The following is a 17,493-nucleotide window of genomic DNA, read 5'->3' as shown; positions in this document are numbered from 1 at the left end:
ATGAGAGTAGACTACGAATATACACCATTAGATATGGGGTTTAAAGCTTGTCAAAATGGACACTTTGCGCTAGTGGTAGGGATGGGTTTTTTGTTAGCTTAAGCCTACAGATATAAATCCGGCCCAATTGTAGGGGCTACCAAAGGCGAATGATTGCGGGCAAATTTGCTCTAATCGTCGGCGTTGATGTTTAACTATTTCTGTTTAGTTTTCTCCCCATTATCGAGCAGCCGCAGATTGATTAAAATAAAAATGCTGTTTCTGAAATGAGATAGTTTTAAATGCCCAAAAAATGGACAATTTTTTTCCTTTCCAGTCTTCTAGCCTTCCTATTAACCCTTACCACAATCACCCATTCACAAATCCCCCCCACTTCCAGCCCTGAAATTCGCGGCGTATGGCTAACAAATGTAGCCAGCGGAGTCTTATTTGTGCCTTGGGGAGTCCATCGCGCTTTAAATCAGTTAGCAAATTTGAATTTTAACACCATTTATCCCGTAGTTTGGAACCGGGGTCATACATTTTATCCGAGCGAAGTTGGCAGACAAATTACTGGGCGACAACAAAACGCTTTTTTGAGTTTGACAAAACCTTTTCAAGATATTTTAAAATTTATTGTAGAGAAAGGTAATGAAAAAAACTTAAAAGTCGTTCCTTGGTTTGAATATGGATTTATGACACCGGCCAATTCTTTGTTAGCTAAACGTCATCCCGACTGGTTAACAACTCGCCGCGATAATAGAGAAGATTTCAAAGAAGTTTTAGATGAGCAAGCAGCCACAGAATTAGCAAAACAAAAACCTTTATTTTCTTTACCTTCGGAAATGTTGGCCGTCAGACAAGTTTGGCTAAATCCTCTGCATCCCCAAGTTCAAACTTTTATGCAAAATTTAATTTTAGAAGTAGTGAATAATTATGCAATCCAAGGAATTCAAATTGATGACCATTTTGGGATGCCGGTGGAATTAGGCTATGATCCTCTTACCGTCAAACTTTATCAACAAGAACACGAAGGCAAAAACCCACCAAATAACCCAAAAGATAAGGAATGGATGCGCTGGCGGGCTGATAAAATCACTGAATTTATCGCCAAGCTAAACAAAGAAATTAAAGCCACAAAACCAGATGTAAAAATTTCCCTTTCCCCCAACTCCCAGGGATTTTCTTATAACAACTATCTTCAAGATTGGCAAACGTGGGTAAATCGAGGTTTAGTTGATGAATTAATCTTGCAAGTTTACCGCAACGATATCAAACGTTTTAACAGAGAATTAGAAGATCCCGCCATTCAAGAAGCCCGTAAAAAAATCCCTGTAATAATAGGAATCACCACCGGCACTTGGCGAAACCCCGTCCCTGTCAAGCAAATTCAAGAACAAGTCAACATTGTAAGAGATAAAAAATTTGCCGGTGTTTCATTTTTCTATTGGGAAAGTTTATGGAGTTATCTTACCCCAGAGTCTCCCCAGCAACGCCGCAACAGCTTCCAAAAAACTTTTGCCGACACACCGCCAGAAGTAGAACACTATTTCAGCCAACAAATGCGCCTTTTTGTAGATGGTTTTTTAGAATTTTTTAGGGAGGTTTTAAATTAGCCAGAAAAATTTTTAATGCCAATCGCGGCGATTTTGGAAAATGGAAATATCAAGCCAAACATTATATCATAAATACGTCAAATTATTAGAATTAGGAACCGGCTTTTGGTGGCAATGGGTGGGGTGTAATATGGGGGGATTTTTATTCAGCTTACTACTGATTGAAATTGGCGAACGAGGCGAAATTAATGCCCTTGAGGGGATGTTGGGGGGTGCAGTCATAGGGTTGGCTCAATCTTTTGCCCTCAGAAAGAAATTTAAAGGTCGTGAGTGGTGGGTATTAGTAAATATAGCTAGTTGGGGGTTGGTGGCTTTCACCGGCATCGGCGCTATCGGCTGGATGGCACCAAAAACTCAAATTATACCCCTAAGAATGGTTTACGGAATTGTCAATGGGACTTTCGTGGGTGGGGCAATTGGAGTCGCGCAATGGTTGCTTTTAAAACATCAAATTCCCCAAGCTTGGCGCTGGATATTAGCAATGTCTATGGCATGGGCAATTGGGTTAGCAATTGGCTGGACTTTTGGGGGAGTTTTGAGAGCAGCAACCGGCCTATTTGTAGCCGAAGTGATAGGTTTAACAGTAGCGTGGGGACTCGTTGGGGCGATTACAGGAATTGCTTTGATTATTCTGCTACGAGATGCCGTTTTTGGTAAGTGGTGATTTTAGATTTTAGATTGAGTAATAGGTCTTTTTAACCGCCGATGTAAAACAGGCAGGATGCCCCCCCACAGATTAACGCAGATAGGCTATCTGTTTGTAGTCTAGGCTTTATTTGAAAAACCGGGTTTGTGTGAGAGACAGGGTTTTTAGAACAGCGTTTAGCAGTAAAATTGAAAATCGGGAAATTCTCAAATCTAAAATTTTATGTCTTTGGCTCCTTGGCGTACTTTTTTGGCTCGCGCTTTGCATCGCAATCGTAGTTTAGTCAATGCACGATATTGTCAGTTGGCAACGGTGAGGGCGGAGAAAATGCCGGCAAACCGGACGGTTGTTTTTCGGGGGTTTTTAGGGGAGACGAATACTTTAAAAATTGTCACCGATGCTCGCAGCGAAAAAGCCGGTCAAATTGAAAGCCATCCTTGGGGGGAAATTTGCTGGTATTTCCCGAAAACACGAGAGCAGTTTCGACTGTTTGGCGAGCTTATTTTAGTGGGAGAAAATCATGGGGATGAAGATTTACAGAAAGCGCGTCAAATTGCTTGGCAAGAATTGTCTGATGGGGCGAGAGTTCAGTTTGCTTGGCCTGAGCCGGGGAAGACGAGGGCGAGTTTTGAGGCGTTTTCACCGGCACTTCCCGATGCTGTTGAGCCTTTGGGGCATTTTTGTTTGCTTTTGCTCGAACCTACAAAAGTCGAGCATTTGGAGTTGAGGGGGGAACCGCAGAACCGGCGCATTTATGAATTAGATGGGGAGAAACTGTGGCGAGAGGAGGAGGTTAATCCTTGAGATTAGGAGGTTCTTTTTCAAAGCGAGGATACAGAGAAAGGCCGAGAAAACCTCTGTGAGCCTCGGCTTGAAAAAGAGGGGGAAGGAAGGGGAAGGAAGGGGAAGGAAGGGGATTTTAGATTCCTGAGCCACCGAGGAATTCTTGGATTTCGCGGTCTTTGAGGAGACATTTGGGTGAGATTGGGAGATCGTGGGTGCGGCGGACGGAAACATGGGCGGGACTTAAGGCATAAATTTGGGTTTGCATAGTTTGCAGTTGTTCTTCGAGGCTGTCGATACGATCAAGGAGGGCACGGATGACGGCGGCTTCGGAGTCGGGCAGTTGACCGTGTTCGAGGGGATTTACGCGGACTCCTGAGCGGTAGACGATTCTGCCAGGGATGCCGACGACGGTGCAATCGGAGGGGACGTCGCGGAGGACGACTGAACCGGCGCCGATGCGGACATTGTTGCCGATGTGGATATTGCCGAGGACTTTGGCACCGGCACCAACGACGACATTTTCGCCGACGGTGGGGTGGCGTTTGCCGCTTTGTTTGCCGGTGCCGCCGAGGGTGACTCCTTGGTAGATGAGGGCGTAGTCGCCGATGATGGCGGTTTCGCCGATGACGACTCCCATGCCGTGATCAATAAAAACTCCGGTGCCGATGGTGGCGCCGGGGTGAATTTCGATGCCGGTTAAAAAGCGGGCGATGTGAGAGATGAGGCGGGGAATGAAGGGGAGGCCGAGGTTTTTTAACCAGTGGGCGAAGCGATAGAAGACTAAGGCTTGCAATCCGGGGTAGCAAAATAGGACTTCTAGGGGGTTGCGTGCTGCGGGGTCACGCTCGAAGATGATGCGGAAGTCGGCGGCGAGTGTTTTAAACATCGAGAGATTACCCAGCGGTAATATGACCTTTTTTTATATTACCGTTGTTGGGGTTTTTGCTGTGTGGTTTGGCTACTGCTGGACGGTGAGTTTGTAGTTCCACTGGCTGGCTGGGTCGATGGAACCTACCCAAATGCTGTATTCTCCGGCTTTCCAGTTTGTGTCTGTGATCGATGCGTCTTTTGATGAGCCGGTGTCGTCGCCGCAGCGGATTTTTCGGTCGGGGCCCATAATTGCGAGGGTTGTGTCTTTTCCGCCGCTGTTGAGGGAGAATTGCAGTTTGGGGAAGTCTTGCTCTAAAACCATTTTGTAGTCTGGGGCTTTGTCTGCAAAGCCGAGGCATTTGTTGCCTTTGTAGTCGCTGTTGGCGACGACGGCGGGTAGGGAGGTTGAGCCACTTGTGTAGCCGGTGATGGTGCCGGCCGGTGGGGTGAAGCCGGGGCGGAGGCTGATTTTACCGAAGATGGGGTCTTCTGCGCCGGCGGGTAAAAGGAGGGTCAGGCTCAGGGTTAGGCTGAGTATGGTTGCCTGTTTTAGTTGTTTTAATGGCTGGGAGCGCATGGCTATCCTCCGATTGTTTTTGAGGGTTTTTCTTTTTTTGTTGCTGATGGGGATTATGGATGGCTAGGTTATTTTAGTTCTAACAAGGTATTGGTTTTTGAAGTTGGGGGCTGGTGACAATTTTATTTTTGCCACAGGTCAGTTTTAATGTTTTTGTGGAGGGAATGGAGATATGTATGCGGTTTTTTTATTACTATTTTTGCTGGGGCTTGGCTGGTTGCTGATGGGGCTTTTTGTGTTTCCAGTGGTTTATTTTTTAGGGGGGCTTAAGTTTCCTTTGTGGGGGTTGCTGGTTTTAGTTTTTTTGGGGTTTAGTTGGTTTTTTGGGGAGTAAAAGTTTGGGGAGTTTTTTGGGGTAAAGCGGGCTGTTGGGCGGATGTAGATGTAAATGTAAAAGAGGGGCTTTTTTGACAGGTTTATTGTGGGGGAAGGCTTTATGGTGGGGTTTATGGGGTGTAGTTTTTGACGATCAGTAAACAGTTGCGTTGATCGGAGGTTTGGGTGTAGCTGAGATCGTCCGCAATGCGGCTTAACAGAGGTAGACCTCGCCCGCCTTCGGCATTGTGATCGGTTTGGGGGGGTAAGGTTTGGAGACGTTCGTCTAGGTTGAAGGGTTGTCCGCGATCCCAAATGCGAATTTCTAATTTTTGGGGGTAGAGGGCTACTTGAATTTCGATGGGGGCTTCTGGGGGGTAGTTTTTGTGGGCGTGGCGCACGACGTTGGTAAAGGCTTCGGCAAGGGCAAGCTGACACTCCATCCAAATAGATTTTGGCAGTGGGGGATGGTTAAATCGGTCGAACCATGATAAAACTTTGGATAACTCGCCCAATTGGGTCGGCACGCAAAGGTTCGCTTTTTCAATTAACTGTGCAATGCTGCTTTCGCGTCTGGGTTGGCTATCGTTCAAATCATTGGACTCCATAACATGGTGGCTGAAATTTGGCTATGAATAGTTTTAATTTTATCTGAGTTATGTGCTGTTGCACGAAATGTAAATTATGAGCGATGATTTTGTGCACTCGCCCGATGCGTTTGACTTTAGTTCTGGCGTTCTGCGTCGCGTTGCAGTTTGCTTGAAAATAAGTGTGCATTCAGCGATGTGGGGTTGGTTCGATGGATGGCGTTTTCGTTAACCCGACCATTGATAGGTTTTTGTGAAATGTTAATGTTTTAATTGGTGGCTTTTTAAGCGGCTCCTCGCAGTGCTGAACGCTTATGACTCAAATTTTAGTGATTGATGATGATCCGGCAATTCGGTTGGTGCTGACTAAGGCTCTAAAAAAGCAGGGGTATGAAGTGGCCGTAGCCAAGGATGGAAAAGAAGGTATCTCTCAGGCGGAACTTTTGCGACCGGCTTTGATTATTAGTGACTGGATGATGCCTTTGATGGATGGTCTGGAGGTGTGCCGGTGGGTCAAATCTAATGCGGAGTTATCTACGACGTTTTTTATTTTGCTGACGGCGCGAGGTGATGTTGAGGATCGGGTGACGGGGTTGGATACCGGCGCTGATGAGTTTTTGCCGAAACCGATTGAAATTGACGAACTCAGTGCGCGGGTGCGGGCTGGAATTCGTATTCACGAATTGAATCAAGATTTGCAAAAGAAAAATCAAATTTTGGAGGGTTTAACTCAGAAGTTACAATCTCAAAATAAAATTTTAGAGGCGGATTTGGCGGATGCTGCTCTTTATGTTCAGTCTCTTGTACCTCCTCCTATGAATGGAAAAGCTGCATCGATTGATTGGCGGTTTGTTCCTTCTCAACAGTTGGGCGGCGATTGTTTTGATTATTATTGGCTGGATGATGAGCGCTTGGCTATTTATTTGTTGGATGTTTCTGGACATGGTGTGGGGGCTGCTTTGCTTTCGGTTTCTATGTTAAATATTTTGCGCTCTCGTTCGCTTCCTAATACTAATTTTTATCAACCCCATGAGGTTTTAAAGGCTCTGAATAAGGCTTTTCAAATGAATCACCAATTGGATCATTATGTGGATAAATATTTTACGATTTGGTATGGGGTTTATCACCGTTCGAGGCGAAAGTTGGTTTATTCTAGTGCCGGCCACCCTCCAGCAGTTTTGATGTCGGGGAATTCGGCAACCAATTTTCAAGTTAAAAAGCTGAAAACTCAGGGTTTTCCTATTGGGATGTTCCCTGAAGCTGAATATGTTTTTGATTCTTGTGATTTGACTCCAGGCAGTTCTTTGTATGTGTTTAGTGATGGAATTTATGAGCTTAATCTGCCTGATGGTAATGTGTGGACTTTAGATGATTTTATTAAGCAGCTTGTGGTAAATCGCCAAACTGAGCAGGCTTCTTTGGATCGGCTGCTGGATGCGGTTCGGCGCACCGGCGCTTGTGAGACTTTTGAGGATGATCTTTCGGTTGTGAAAGTGAGTTTTGGATAAGGATATTTTAGATTTTAGATTTTCCGTCTGGAAAATCCAAAATCCAAAATTTAAAGTTTTTAATTGGAAATAACCGCCTTATTAAATTCATCTCGGTTTGCAAAGATTTGAAAGACTCGATCCATGCTTGTCAATTCAAATAGCATTCTGACTTGGGCGTTAATTGAGCAGATAAATAACTTTCCACCGGCGGCTCTCACGGCTTTTAGTGCTGAAACTAAGGCTCCTAATCCTGAACTATCTATAAATGTTACTTCTTGCAAATCTATTAAGACGAGGCTGGCACCGCTTGATATAATTTCATCAATTTCTTTTCGCACTTGTGTGGCTTTTGTTCCATCTAAAAGGCCAGAGGGTTGAATGATTTTTACAACAGGTGTCATAGTTGTTTTCAATTGTTCGTGAATAGGTCGGCAATTGTTGAATAGGCTTGTCTTGACAGGGTTGCTGCGCCACTGGCCGGCCAAAATACGGGGAGCCGGTGCTGTGCTACCCTGTTAGAGACTCTAGCCTATCTCAGTTTAGTCTTGACTGACACAATTGCTTAAGGGCTGCAATGCCGCGATGGGCGGATGCTGGGTGCAAGCAAGATTAAGATTATATTTTGCCCCTCACGATCTGGGCATAACGGGCGTGCGGAGACACCGGCTAGAGCGGTTATCTAAAATCTTATGTTAGAAGATGAATTTTATTAATATTTTGGGATTTGCTGCGGCAACGCTGACTACGATTGCTTTTTTACCTCAACTTTATAAGGTATGGCAAACAAAATCTGCCAAGGATGTCTCTCTGGTTATGCTGGTTACGTTTTGTCTGGGGATTTTTTTGTGGTTTGTTTATGGGATTTTGATTTCTTCAAAGCCGGTGATTTTTGCTAATTTTTTGACTTTGTTTTTTAATTTGATTATTTTATGGCTTAAAATTAAATATGAGTGATTTAATCAAAATAAAAACCCTGTGAGTGTTTCTTTTTTTGCTTCTGAACGTTTGTTATTTGACCCGGTAACGCCTGATGCTGGGGCGATTCCTGTGATTTTTGCTTTTCCTAATGAATATACGGTTGGCATTACTAGCCTTGGTTATCAGGTGGTTTGGGCTAGTTTGGCGATGCGTTCTGATGTTGATGTGCGCCGACTTTTTACTGATGTTTCTGAAAGTTTGCCGAGTTCTCCTGAGTTGTTGGGCTTTTCTTTGTCTTGGGAATTGGATTATGTGAATGTTTTTAATTTGCTGGAAAAGTTAAATATTTCTCTGCGGAGTTCTGAGAGAACGGATGATGATCCTTTGGTGTTTGGGGGGGGGCCGGTTTTGACGGCAAATCCTGAGCCTTTTGCTGATTTTTTTGATGTGGTTTTGTTGGGGGATGGGGAAGATTTATTAGGTAATTTTATTGAGGCTTTTAAGGAGGTTCGTAATAGCAATAGAGGTACAAAATTACGGCGTTTGGCTAAGGTTCCTGGGGTTTATGTTCCGAGTTTGTATGAGGTGAAGTATAGCGCCTCCGGGCCGGTGGAGTCGGTGGTGCCGGTGGATGCGGATGTGCCGGCTTTTGTGGAAAAACAAACGTATCGGGGTAATGTTTTGTCGGCTTCTTCTGTGGTGACGGAAAAGGCGGCTTGGGAAAATATTTTTATGGTGGAGGTGGTTCGCAGTTGTCCGGAAATGTGTCGGTTTTGTTTGGCTAGTTATTTGACTTTGCCGTTTCGGACTGCGAGTGTAGAATCGAGTTTAATGCCGGCTATTGAGAGGGGTTTAAAAGTTACTAATCGTTTGGGTTTGTTGGGGGCTTCTGTTACTCAACATCCTGAGTTTCATGGTTTGTTGGAATATTTGAGTAAGCCGCAGTTTGATGATGTGCGGTTGAGTATTTCTTCGGTTAGAACAAATACGGTGACTGAACAGTTGGCAAGTACGCTTTCTCAACGGGGGACAAAATCTTTAACGATTGCTGTTGAAAGCGGTTCGGAACAAGTTAGGAAGATTATTAATAAAAAGTTGGAAAATTCGGAGATTATACAGGCGGCGGTGAATGCTAAGGCGGGGGGTTTGAGTGGCTTAAAGCTTTACGGAATGGTGGGTTTGCCTGGTGAGGGTGTGGATGATTTGGCGGCTACTGTGGGGATGATGCGGGATTTAAAAAAGGCGGCGCCGGGGTTACGTTTGACGTTTGGTTGCAGTACGTTTGTTCCTAAGTCTCATACTCCTTTTCAGTGGTTTGGTGTGAATAAGGATGCTGAGAAACGTTTGAAAAAATTGGATAAGGATTTGGGTAAAGTTGGGGTTGATTTTCGCCCGGAAAGTTATAATTGGTCTGTTATTCAGGGGTTGATTTCACGGGGTGATCGACGGCTTTCTTTTTTGTTGGAGTTGGTGCGAGGTTATGGGGATTCTTTGGGAAGTTACCGGCGTGCTTTTAAGGAGTTGAAGGGGAAGCTTCCGGGGTTGGATTTTTATGTGTTTGAAAATTGGGATGTGGAGGGGTTTTTGCCTTGGGGTCATTTGCATGGGCCTTTGCCGGTTGGGGTTTTGAAGAAACATTTGGAGTCGGCTATGGAGTATTTTTAACCGCAGATGTTAGGCGTAGCCGCGCGTAGCGCTACGCGGATTAACGCGGATGGGTTTTTCGTTTGGGGTTGGGGTGTGGTAAGGTGGTTTTTGGGGTTTTTTGAGGGGGTTTTATGGATAGTTCGGCTGAGTTTTTTTGTGCTTTTTGTGGGGAGGTTAATTATACTGTTGTTGATTTTGGTGGGGGGTTTTCTCAGTCTTATGTTGAGGATTGTCAGGTTTGTTGTCAGCCGAATGTTTTATATGTTCGGGTTGATGAGGATACGCTTGAGATTGAGATTGATTCGGAACCGGAAAGCTGATTATTATAAATGCGGCTTTTGTAAGAAATGACTATTAACTAATCACAAATGAGAAATCACAAATTATGTTACATTTTGAACGTTCTACGCTGATTAATGCTCCTGTTGAGGTGGTTTGGGGTTTTCACGAACGTGCTGATATTTTGCAGGTTTTGACGCCTCCTTGGCAGCCGGTTGAGGTTATTCGTCGGGAGGGGGGTTTGGATGTGGGGGCGATTTCTGAGTTTCGGCTTTGGTTGGGGCCAGTTCCTGTTAGGTGGTTGGCTGAACATTCGGAGTGTGAAAAATATCGCTTTTTTACGGATGTTCAAGTTGAGGGGCCGGTGGTTTCTTGGGTTCACCGGCACGTTTTTGAGGAGAGGAATGGGGGAACAAAGCTACGCGATGCGATTGATTTTGAGTTACCAGGGGGTTTGGTTGCTGAGGGTGTGATTGGATGGTGGGTTTATTCTCGTTTGGAGGATATGTTTAAGTACCGGCATCAGGTGACGAAACGTGAGTGTGAGGGTGGATATTGAACTGGTTTACTGTTTTTAAATTGCCCTGTGATCCTGAAACCAAAGAGATTATAAACCGCATCCTATAGCAGCCTGTAGCGCATAATTGATCTGCACTGCGAGGGTTATTATTCCACTAACGGCAAAGATATATTAGGATAACCGGTTCTTTCTAAACTGAGTTTTGTTGTTTCTGCTAACGGCGGACGCAAACATAAATAAACTAAGGGCCCAAACAGCGGAATTAAGGCAACTGCCCAATAAATTCGCCGGTCCTTTATTCCCCGTTTTGCCATGTCATCATCAAATAATTCTGTGAGGGGAAACAACACGCACATCAAGCAAAAATCTATGCTGATCAGGTGAACAAAGGCAACGTTTTGGAATTGGTGAACATACTCTTGCCAACTTCCAAAAATCACCGCGTAGGCTATACAACCAATGGTCGATAATAACAAAGCTAGGCCGGTTTTTCTTCGGTCTAGCATTTCTAACCATTTGTCTTTTACCCCCACAAATTCTTGCTGCCGTTCTCGCAACAGTAAATAGGGAGTTAGGCAAATAATTCCTGTCCCGTTTGAACCAATAAAAGACGGCCATGCTCGGACTTTTTTTTGCATTTTACCATCAACAAACATTAAACAGGCATAAATTATCGGCCATACTCCCATGAGGCTGAAAAGCGCCGGGATGTAAGCGTTGAGTTCTCCCCAGCGTAATGTTAATAATTTGCTGACGATTTCTGCGGTGTCGGGCCGGTCGAGGGGCGCTACTTTTATGGTGTAGATAACAAATGTTATCCAAATGCAGAAGATAACCAGTTTTCTCATTTTTTTGATGCTCTTTTAAACTTTCCTAATTAGCGTAAAGTTTAAAAAAACGTTAGGAAATCTCCCTCTCTCTGGGGTGAAGTTTGATGAGAAAATTTCCTCTGTCGTTTGTGAGATTTTAAGGCTGAGATTTTAGGGCCGGCTTGGCTGATAAATTATTAGCAACATCCAGCCAATCTTGAATCGCATCTTTAAAATTGCTGGAGTTTCCCCGACGGGTTGCGGAGGGAATTCAAGCTCAAACAATGTGGAGTCTGAAGGCGATTATACCCACCAACGCCACCAAACCGAGCGCCCGCCGGAAGTAGTTTACGCCCTCAAATAACTCCTGCCATGCCCAGGTAAACAAAGCCCCAAACGCCACTAAATCAAATCCTGCCAGGAGATTACCGCTGGGTAGGACGAATTGAAGTAAAGTTGCTGTCAACCCCACTAGAAGGGGTAAATTAGGGGCTTGAGCAATGACAATGTTGCCTGAGCTATCTCGAAAAGTTCGATCAAACAAGGTGCTTTCCTGTGCCTTAAGTTTTTCGGAATCTTGGTTCAATGGGTACGACATCTGCTCTGCCTCAATGCTATTTAACCCATATCTTAAGGCTGTTATTTTTACTTGAAATCTAACTCAAGTTGGAGATTACTGTCTATTTTTGCCACCTGACTTGTAGAGGGAGTGACAAGCTCATGGTGGCAAGAGAATTATCACTTATTGATCAGTTTTTAAGTATTAGGCCGGTACTCTACTCAGCATTATAAATCGGTGTGGGTAGCCACCGGCCCGCGCAAACAAAGATAAGCAGCCGGCCCCAATAAAGGAATCAAAGAAACAACCCAAAATAATGTCGGGTTTTTTAAATTTCTTCTTGCCATATCATCGCCAAGTACAGCAGGAAATAACAGGCAGAGCAAGCAAAAATCTAAACTCATTACATGAATAAATCTTTTGTTTTGCCATTGCACAAAAAAGTCTGCCCAGTCGCCATTAATTAAACCCCAAGCAACCAAACCGGCACTTCCTAAAAGTAGCAAAATTGCGGTGATTTTTGAGTCGAGGATTTTGAGAAAGAGGTTTTTTTGGCCGGTGAATTCTGGGTTAGGTTCTCGTAAGGCTAAATAAGGCAATAAGCTAAAAGCGCCTACGCCAAAAGATAGAGCAGCAAACGGCCACGCCGGCACCTTTTGCCCCCTACCATCAAAAAACAACACACAGCCATAAATCATTGGCCAAACTCCCATGATATTGAACAAAGAAACAATCAAAGGATTAATGCCTTCTATTTGGCCAGTGGATAGTCTTTTAATTAGTTCAAACGTTTCTTCATAATTATCTGGCGGGGCGAGAAAAAACGCATAAATAATCACGCCTAACCAAAGTACCCAAAATAGATTTTTTCTTTTCATATTTTTATGAGTTTGTATTTGAAATGACAGCAATTTAACTCAGGGCTTCCGAGATGTAATCTGCGGCGGCTTCTACCATAGCAATTGCGTTTTCGTATCGCATCCGCGTCGGGCCCAAAACTCCCACACTTCCCACCGGCACCCCACCCCGTCGATAAGGCGAAGAAATCAGCGTACAAGTCCTAATAGTATCGATAGGATTTTCGCTACCAATGCGAACATTTACGCGCTTTCCTGAGTTTTCTGGTTCGGGATTTTCAAAAATTAAGGGACAAAGTTGTTCTTGTTCTTCTTCCAAAAGCTGCATCAAAGTTTGCACTTGATTTAGTTCTGAAAATTCCGGTTGTCGCAACACTTCCGAAACACCACTAACCACAAGTCGGGTGGCGGCTGGAGTCTTAAACCGGCGCGTCCAATCTGTGATCATAGCACGCAACCACTCTGCATAAATTTGAAACTCGCGGTCAAGTTCTCCCCAATCTAATTTAGACAAATCACTGAGAGGTCGATCCCGCAATTTGCTATTTAAAAAGTTCGATAAAATTTGCAAAGTTCGCTCTAATAATTCCGTGTCTAAATCTTCTCCTTCTGGGGTTTTTGGCAGTTCCATTAAAGTTGATTTTGTTTCCAACGCATCGGTGACAACAATCAACATCACCCGCTGAGAATCAACGGTAATTAATTGCAAATGACGCAACCGGCTTGTATTACTTTGGGGTAGAGTAATCAGAGTAATATAACCGCTAAGGGTTGCCAAAAGTTGCGCTGCATCTCGCAATAAAGCTTCTAAACTCCAATCTTCAAAATTTAGCCGGTCACGGAGTAGATTTTCCATGCGGCGGGATAACGTTTCTGAAGGTGTGATAAGTTGGTCTACATAAATGCGATAACCAGAGTCGGAAGGAACACGACCGGCAGAGGTATGAGGTTGATAAAGCAAACCGGCTTTTTCGAGATATCCCAAACAAGACCGAATCGTAGCAGGACTGACGTTTAAATTATATTCTTCTGCCAAAACTTTTGAGCCTACAGGTTCCGCAGTTGCGATATAATGCCGCACAGTGCAGCGGAGAATATATTGTTGCCGGTCATTGAGATGGATTTGTACTTGAGACATATTATCGCAATTCTATCAAGGTAAAAAAAACTTTTTAGGAGCCGTTAGTCTGAGTGAGACCGGCATTGTTATCCTTAGAAGCTTTATTGATTAAAAATACAATATAACGCAGTTTTGCACTCAAGTAGTGGCAAAAGTAGTAACAAAAATAACACAAGATTAAAAATTGGGAATAAGGAAAAAATTTTCCGAATCCCCCTTTCCAACTTTTACCAATCCCCCCCTTTAGACCCGCAGACAACGGCGTAGGCGTGCTCAAAATCGGCATGATTTACGCGGATTTCTTGGGGATTTGAACCGCCGCCGGCCCGAAATTTGCGAATTGCCTCCAAAGCGGCTTGATTGCTGAAATAGGCTAAATCTGCCCCATTCCAGCCCTCGGTACGACCGGCCCACTCGCCCAAATCGACATCTTGCAGGGGCCGGTCTTGGTTGTGGACTTGTAAAATTGACATCCGGCTATTTACATCTGGTAAACCCACTTCTATTTGTAGCTCCAAACGTCCAGCCCGTAAGATTGCAGGGTCTATGGCTTCGGGCCGGTTTGTGGCAGCAATCAAAAGGATATCCGGGGAAGCTTGCAACCCATCCAATTCGGTGAGCAACTGGCCCACCACTCTGTCACTTACGCCTGAGTCTCCTAAATTTACGCCTCTGGCGGGGACAAGGGTATCAATTTCATCGATGAAAATCACGCAGGGTGAGGCTTGGGCGGCTTTCGTAAACAACTCGCGCACGGCTTGCTCGGCTGCTCCTACCCACCGGCTCAACACTTCGGCGCCGGTGATGCTGATAAAATTGGCCCGCGCTTGGGAGGCGACGGCTTTGGCTAAGAGCGTCTTGCCGGTGCCAGGGGGCCCCCACAACAAGATGCCTCGCGGCGCTTTGGCGCGGGTTTGGCGGTAAAGTTCGGGATAGAGTAGCGCTCCTTCGATTGATTCTTGTAGAGTTTGTTTGATTGCTTCCAAGCCGCCGATGTCTTCCCAGGCGACGCTGGGGGTTTCAACTTCCAAAGAACGCAATACCGAGGGTTTGATGTCTTTGAGGGCTGCTAGAAAGTCGCTGTGGGTAACGCTGAGGCTGTCGGGTGTGGGGCTGTCGGGCGTGGGGACGCTGCGGCGCAAGGCGTTGTAGGCGGCTTTTTGGCACAAGGCTTTGATATCTGCACCCACAAAGCCTACACAGATGTCTGCTATTTCGGATAAGTTGACGGTGTTATCGATGGGGATGCTTTGGGTGTGGAGTTGCAAGATTTCTAGGCGTCCTTGTCTGTCGGGGACGCGAAACGTTATTTCCCTGTCAAACCGGCCAGGCCGACGCAGGGCTGGGTCGAGGCTGTCGGGCCGGTTGGTTGCAGCGAGAACGATGACGCCGGTGCTGGGTGAAAAACCATCCATTAAGCCTAATAATTGCCCAACAATTCGTTTTTCAACTTCGCCTTCTACTTGTTGCCGGTTGGGGGTAAGAGTGTCTATTTCATCTATGAATATTAAACAAGGTGCGGAGGCGGTTGCTTTGGCAAAAATTTCTCTTAATTTTGTTTCCGCTTCCCCATAATATTTGCCGATAATTTCGGGGCCGGTGATGGCAATATAATTAACTCCTAATTGTTCGGAAAGGGTACGGGCGGTGAGGGTTTTGCCGGTGCCGGGGGGGCCAACAAATAAGATGCCGCGTGTGGGTTCTAAACCTAATTTTTGTAATAGTTCTGGGCGTTTTAAGGGAATTTCTATGAGTTCTCGCAATTCTTTAATGACTTCTCCTAAACCTCCGATTTTTTCTGTTAGTTTGCTGGGGGAAGTTTGGGAGTTTTTGTTGGTGGTTTGCGGTGGGGGGGTGATGATGACTTCTGGGGATGGTGATCGCGGTTGGGTGTTGCGGGGAATATTCCCTTGGGTGGGGATGCTGCGGAGGGTGCCGGTGTTGATGCGGATATCGGTTTTGATGTCGCCTTGTTGGATTTTTTCTTCTAGGGTTTTGGCGAGTTCTAGGAGTTCTTCAAAGCCTTTAAATATATCGCTCATTGGTTTTTGCTTTTATAAGGAGATGATTCTCAGTTTAGCAAGTTTGGTAAGGATGTGATAGCGGTCACGGGTTGGGGCTACAGAGATCGCTGATAATGTTTACGAGGATCACAAGTTTTTACGATTTAGATCATTGATGTTAGTTTGAAGTGGATGTTTAATATTTAATTGTAAGCATTAAGTTAGTTACTCTCCTCTCTCTAACTGCTTGCTTTTGGTAATTTATTTTAGTATTTGGGTTTTGTTTGCAGTTGAAGTCCTTTTTTTTATGCTCCTAAGTGCTCGGCTAAAAAGCCGAGTTTTTTGTGTTTGTAGGGGTTTTTGGCTTGGCAAAAGATGAGATTTAGTCTTTAAGTCAAGAGGTTGTGACATCAATTATCGGCATTTAGGTTAAATATTTGTTTGTTGCATTGAAATTTTTGGTGTAAGGATGGTTAAGAATATAATCTACTGTTTCAGAGCAAGTTATGAAAAATCAGATTTTGATCGGCACTCTGTCCCTGATTGGCTGACGGTTGAGGCGGACTGGCAAGGTTATAAGATTTCTACGGTTCCTTGGGTGGCTGAGGTGGCGGTTGTGTTGGGGCTTTTGCCGGTTGAGGAGTCTGTGGAAAGCTGGCGGAGTTATTTGGAAAGTTTGGGTTTTAGGGAAGTTATGCCGGTTTGTTGTGAAAGGATGTTTAAAGATAAGGGTTTTTCTTGATAGTTTGGGGTTGGTTTTTCGGCTCAACCTTTTTTAATCTATTAAAGCAAAAAAACCGGGTTTCTATAAAAGATAGAAGATGATTAGCGAGATAGAGACTAAAAAACCCGGTTTCTTGCCTCGGCGTGAGTGCGAAATTCCTCTAATGGCTAAAAATTTGGTATGATTGTTTAGAATAGTTAATAATTGGAGTTGATGAATTGTGGTTCTAATTAAGAAATTTAAGGGTTGGGAAATTCCAGAGCGTGAAGTGACGCCAGAGGATTTGTTTTTTAACCGGCGCCGGTTTATGAAAAGTTTAATAGGGGCCGGTTTGGCGGCAACAACTTTACCTTTAGTTGGTTGTGAAAGCAAAAAAGAAGAAAACCCAATTGCGGGAACCGTGAAGCTTGATGTTAAGACTAATCCTAATTTTCAGGAAGTGGGCCGCACCATCACGGATGAGAGTTTCGCCTCAAGATACAATAATTTTTATGAGTTTGGCGGAACTAAAAGTATTTGGCGAAATGCTCAAGCTTTACCGACAGAAAATTGGAAGGTGGAAGTTTCCGGTTTGGTGAAGAATCCTAAAATTTATGATTTGGATGATTTGCAGAAAAAGTTTCCCATAGAGGAAAGAATTTATCGCTTTCGCTGTGTTGAGGCGTGGTCGATGGTGGTGCCTTGGGTTGGCTTTGCTATGAAAAATTTAATCGCGGATGTGGAACCAACTGCAAAGGCAAAATTTGTGCGGTTTACATCGTTTTATGATGAGAAAATTACGCCTGGGCCGGTGGGTTTTGGCGATTATCCTTGGCCTTACCATGAAAGTTTGCGGCTTGATGAAATGGCGAATGATTTGGCGTTTTTCGCAACAGGAATTTATGGGCATTCTTTGCCAAAACAAAACGGCGCACCAATTCGGATGGTGATTCCTTGGAAGTATGGTTTTAAGGGCGCCAAATCAATTGTAAAAATTGAGTTTTTGGATAAGCAACCGCCTACTTTTTGGAATACTTTAGTGGCGAGTGAGTATGATTTTGAGGCGAATGTTAATCCGAATAAGCCTCATCCTCGGTGGTCGCAAGCGGAGGAGCGAATTGTTGGCAAAGGGCCGGCTCTGGCTTGGGAAAAACGCCCGACTTTGCTTTATAATGGCTATGAAGATTATGTCGGTAAACTCTATGTTTAAGG

At 44.6% G+C, this 17,493-nt stretch carries 19 protein-coding genes; 10 read left to right on the top strand and 9 right to left on the bottom strand.

Annotated features, from left to right (window positions below):
• Positions 1-281: 281 nt before the first annotated feature.
• The 3 genes from NG798_RS11610 to NG798_RS11600 all read left to right on the top strand — a co-directional run bounded on the left by NG798_RS11610 (position 282) and on the right by NG798_RS11600 (position 3,045).
• Entirely contained in the window at positions 282-1,595 is a 1,314-nt protein-coding gene (locus tag NG798_RS11610; RefSeq protein WP_261222717.1) for a glycoside hydrolase family 10 protein, read from the top strand.
• Positions 1,596-1,635: 40 nt separating this feature from the next.
• Positions 1,636-2,259 carry a hypothetical protein gene (locus tag NG798_RS11605; RefSeq protein ID WP_261222716.1) on the top strand — a complete coding sequence of 208 codons (624 nt, stop codon included), beginning with the start codon at positions 1,636-1,638 and terminating at the stop codon, positions 2,257-2,259.
• 204 nt (positions 2,260-2,463) lie between these two features.
• Positions 2,464-3,045 (top strand): Npun_F5749 family FMN-dependent PPOX-type flavoprotein, encoded by a 582-nt coding sequence (locus tag NG798_RS11600; protein ID WP_261222715.1) that lies wholly within the window; start codon positions 2,464-2,466, stop codon positions 3,043-3,045.
• Between the two features lie 115 nt (positions 3,046-3,160).
• Here NG798_RS11600 and cysE read toward each other — a convergent pair whose 3' ends face one another.
• From cysE to NG798_RS11585, 3 genes are all read right to left on the bottom strand, one after another.
• Complete coding sequence (cysE, locus tag NG798_RS11595) at positions 3,161-3,913, bottom strand: serine O-acetyltransferase (protein ID WP_261222713.1); 753 nt, start codon at positions 3,911-3,913, stop codon at positions 3,161-3,163.
• A gap of 72 nt (positions 3,914-3,985) precedes the next feature.
• Positions 3,986-4,474: a hypothetical protein gene (locus tag NG798_RS11590; RefSeq protein ID WP_261222712.1), complete on the bottom strand. Its 489-nt coding sequence runs from the start codon at positions 4,472-4,474 to the stop codon at positions 3,986-3,988.
• A gap of 446 nt (positions 4,475-4,920) precedes the next feature.
• Positions 4,921-5,397 (bottom strand): anti-sigma regulatory factor, encoded by a 477-nt coding sequence (locus tag NG798_RS11585; protein ID WP_261222710.1) that lies wholly within the window; start codon positions 5,395-5,397, stop codon positions 4,921-4,923.
• A 293-nt stretch (positions 5,398-5,690) separates the two neighbouring features.
• Between NG798_RS11585 and NG798_RS11580 the strand changes: the two genes are divergently transcribed.
• Positions 5,691-6,884, top strand: a complete 1,194-nt coding sequence (locus tag NG798_RS11580; protein ID WP_261222708.1) for a PP2C family protein-serine/threonine phosphatase — start codon at positions 5,691-5,693, stop codon at positions 6,882-6,884.
• Between the two features lie 59 nt (positions 6,885-6,943).
• Here NG798_RS11580 and NG798_RS11575 read toward each other — a convergent pair whose 3' ends face one another.
• Complete coding sequence (locus NG798_RS11575; RefSeq protein ID WP_261222707.1) at positions 6,944-7,267, bottom strand: STAS domain-containing protein; 324 nt, start codon at positions 7,265-7,267, stop codon at positions 6,944-6,946.
• A 298-nt stretch (positions 7,268-7,565) separates the two neighbouring features.
• Here NG798_RS11575 and NG798_RS11570 point away from each other — a divergent pair, with 298 nt between their 5' ends.
• The 4 genes from NG798_RS11570 (at position 7,566) to NG798_RS11555 (ending at position 10,269) form a co-directional block, all read left to right on the top strand.
• Positions 7,566-7,820, top strand: coding sequence for a SemiSWEET transporter (locus tag NG798_RS11570; RefSeq protein ID WP_261222706.1), 255 nt, complete (start codon positions 7,566-7,568; stop codon positions 7,818-7,820).
• Positions 7,821-7,841: 21 nt separating this feature from the next.
• Positions 7,842-9,449: a radical SAM protein gene (locus NG798_RS11565; protein WP_261222705.1), complete on the top strand. Its 1,608-nt coding sequence runs from the start codon at positions 7,842-7,844 to the stop codon at positions 9,447-9,449.
• Between the two features lie 113 nt (positions 9,450-9,562).
• The gene (locus tag NG798_RS11560; protein ID WP_261222704.1) at positions 9,563-9,751 is read left to right on the top strand and encodes a CPXCG motif-containing cysteine-rich protein; all 189 of its coding nucleotides are present in this window, start codon (positions 9,563-9,565) and stop codon (positions 9,749-9,751) included.
• 65 nt (positions 9,752-9,816) lie between these two features.
• Positions 9,817-10,269 (top strand): SRPBCC family protein, encoded by a 453-nt coding sequence (locus tag NG798_RS11555; protein WP_261222703.1) that lies wholly within the window; start codon positions 9,817-9,819, stop codon positions 10,267-10,269.
• A gap of 107 nt (positions 10,270-10,376) precedes the next feature.
• Here the strand turns inward: NG798_RS11555 and NG798_RS11550 are convergent, their stop codons facing one another.
• From NG798_RS11550 to NG798_RS11530, 5 genes are all read right to left on the bottom strand, one after another.
• Positions 10,377-11,078 carry a DUF2834 domain-containing protein gene (locus tag NG798_RS11550; protein ID WP_261222701.1) on the bottom strand — a complete coding sequence of 234 codons (702 nt, stop codon included), beginning with the start codon at positions 11,076-11,078 and terminating at the stop codon, positions 10,377-10,379.
• Between the two features lie 238 nt (positions 11,079-11,316).
• Positions 11,317-11,637 carry a hypothetical protein gene (locus NG798_RS11545; protein WP_261222700.1) on the bottom strand — a complete coding sequence of 107 codons (321 nt, stop codon included), beginning with the start codon at positions 11,635-11,637 and terminating at the stop codon, positions 11,317-11,319.
• Between the two features lie 188 nt (positions 11,638-11,825).
• Positions 11,826-12,476: a DUF2834 domain-containing protein gene (locus tag NG798_RS11540; RefSeq protein WP_261222699.1), complete on the bottom strand. Its 651-nt coding sequence runs from the start codon at positions 12,474-12,476 to the stop codon at positions 11,826-11,828.
• 34 nt (positions 12,477-12,510) lie between these two features.
• Positions 12,511-13,593: a heat-inducible transcriptional repressor HrcA gene (gene hrcA, locus NG798_RS11535; RefSeq protein ID WP_261222698.1), complete on the bottom strand. Its 1,083-nt coding sequence runs from the start codon at positions 13,591-13,593 to the stop codon at positions 12,511-12,513.
• Positions 13,594-13,802: 209 nt separating this feature from the next.
• Entirely contained in the window at positions 13,803-15,617 is a 1,815-nt protein-coding gene (locus NG798_RS11530; RefSeq protein ID WP_261222697.1) for an AAA family ATPase, read from the bottom strand.
• Positions 15,618-16,047: 430 nt separating this feature from the next.
• Between NG798_RS11530 and NG798_RS11525 the strand changes: the two genes are divergently transcribed.
• Both NG798_RS11525 and msrP read left to right on the top strand, forming a co-directional pair.
• Positions 16,048-16,320 (top strand): hypothetical protein, encoded by a 273-nt coding sequence (locus NG798_RS11525; RefSeq protein ID WP_261222696.1) that lies wholly within the window; start codon positions 16,048-16,050, stop codon positions 16,318-16,320.
• Positions 16,321-16,522: 202 nt separating this feature from the next.
• Complete coding sequence (gene msrP / locus NG798_RS11520) at positions 16,523-17,491, top strand: protein-methionine-sulfoxide reductase catalytic subunit MsrP (protein ID WP_261222695.1); 969 nt, start codon at positions 16,523-16,525, stop codon at positions 17,489-17,491.
• The last annotated feature ends 2 nt before the right edge of the window (positions 17,492-17,493 follow it).

This window comes from Ancylothrix sp. D3o (assembly GCF_025370775.1).
Classification (GTDB): domain Bacteria; phylum Cyanobacteriota; class Cyanobacteriia; order Cyanobacteriales; family Oscillatoriaceae; genus Ancylothrix.
Note: the sequence above shows the minus strand (reverse complement) of the source record. Positions and strands in the feature narration are given on the sequence as shown.

Excerpts from the sequence above, each read along its gene's own strand:
- NG798_RS11555 (WP_261222703.1), top strand. The coding sequence starts at position 9,817 with ATGTTACATTTTGAACGTTCTACGCTGATTAATGCTCCTGTTGAGGTG.
- NG798_RS11590 (WP_261222712.1), bottom strand. The coding sequence starts at position 4,474 with ATGCGCTCCCAGCCATTAAAACAACTAAAACAGGCAACCATACTCAGC.
- NG798_RS11550 (WP_261222701.1), bottom strand. The coding sequence starts at position 11,078 with ATGAGAAAACTGGTTATCTTCTGCATTTGGATAACATTTGTTATCTAC.
- NG798_RS11575 (WP_261222707.1), bottom strand. The coding sequence starts at position 7,267 with ATGACACCTGTTGTAAAAATCATTCAACCCTCTGGCCTTTTAGATGGA.
- NG798_RS11570 (WP_261222706.1), top strand. The coding sequence starts at position 7,566 with ATGAATTTTATTAATATTTTGGGATTTGCTGCGGCAACGCTGACTACG.
- NG798_RS11610 (WP_261222717.1), top strand. The coding sequence starts at position 282 with ATGCCCAAAAAATGGACAATTTTTTTCCTTTCCAGTCTTCTAGCCTTC.
- NG798_RS11530 (WP_261222697.1), bottom strand. The coding sequence starts at position 15,617 with ATGAGCGATATATTTAAAGGCTTTGAAGAACTCCTAGAACTCGCCAAA.
- cysE (WP_261222713.1), bottom strand. The coding sequence starts at position 3,913 with ATGTTTAAAACACTCGCCGCCGACTTCCGCATCATCTTCGAGCGTGAC.
- NG798_RS11600 (WP_261222715.1), top strand. The coding sequence starts at position 2,464 with ATGTCTTTGGCTCCTTGGCGTACTTTTTTGGCTCGCGCTTTGCATCGC.
- NG798_RS11560 (WP_261222704.1), top strand. The coding sequence starts at position 9,563 with ATGGATAGTTCGGCTGAGTTTTTTTGTGCTTTTTGTGGGGAGGTTAAT.
- NG798_RS11585 (WP_261222710.1), bottom strand. The coding sequence starts at position 5,397 with ATGGAGTCCAATGATTTGAACGATAGCCAACCCAGACGCGAAAGCAGC.
- NG798_RS11580 (WP_261222708.1), top strand. The coding sequence starts at position 5,691 with ATGACTCAAATTTTAGTGATTGATGATGATCCGGCAATTCGGTTGGTG.
- NG798_RS11540 (WP_261222699.1), bottom strand. The coding sequence starts at position 12,476 with ATGAAAAGAAAAAATCTATTTTGGGTACTTTGGTTAGGCGTGATTATT.
- NG798_RS11545 (WP_261222700.1), bottom strand. The coding sequence starts at position 11,637 with ATGTCGTACCCATTGAACCAAGATTCCGAAAAACTTAAGGCACAGGAA.
- NG798_RS11525 (WP_261222696.1), top strand. The coding sequence starts at position 16,048 with ATGGTTAAGAATATAATCTACTGTTTCAGAGCAAGTTATGAAAAATCA.
- hrcA (WP_261222698.1), bottom strand. The coding sequence starts at position 13,593 with ATGTCTCAAGTACAAATCCATCTCAATGACCGGCAACAATATATTCTC.
- NG798_RS11605 (WP_261222716.1), top strand. The coding sequence starts at position 1,636 with ATGGAAATATCAAGCCAAACATTATATCATAAATACGTCAAATTATTA.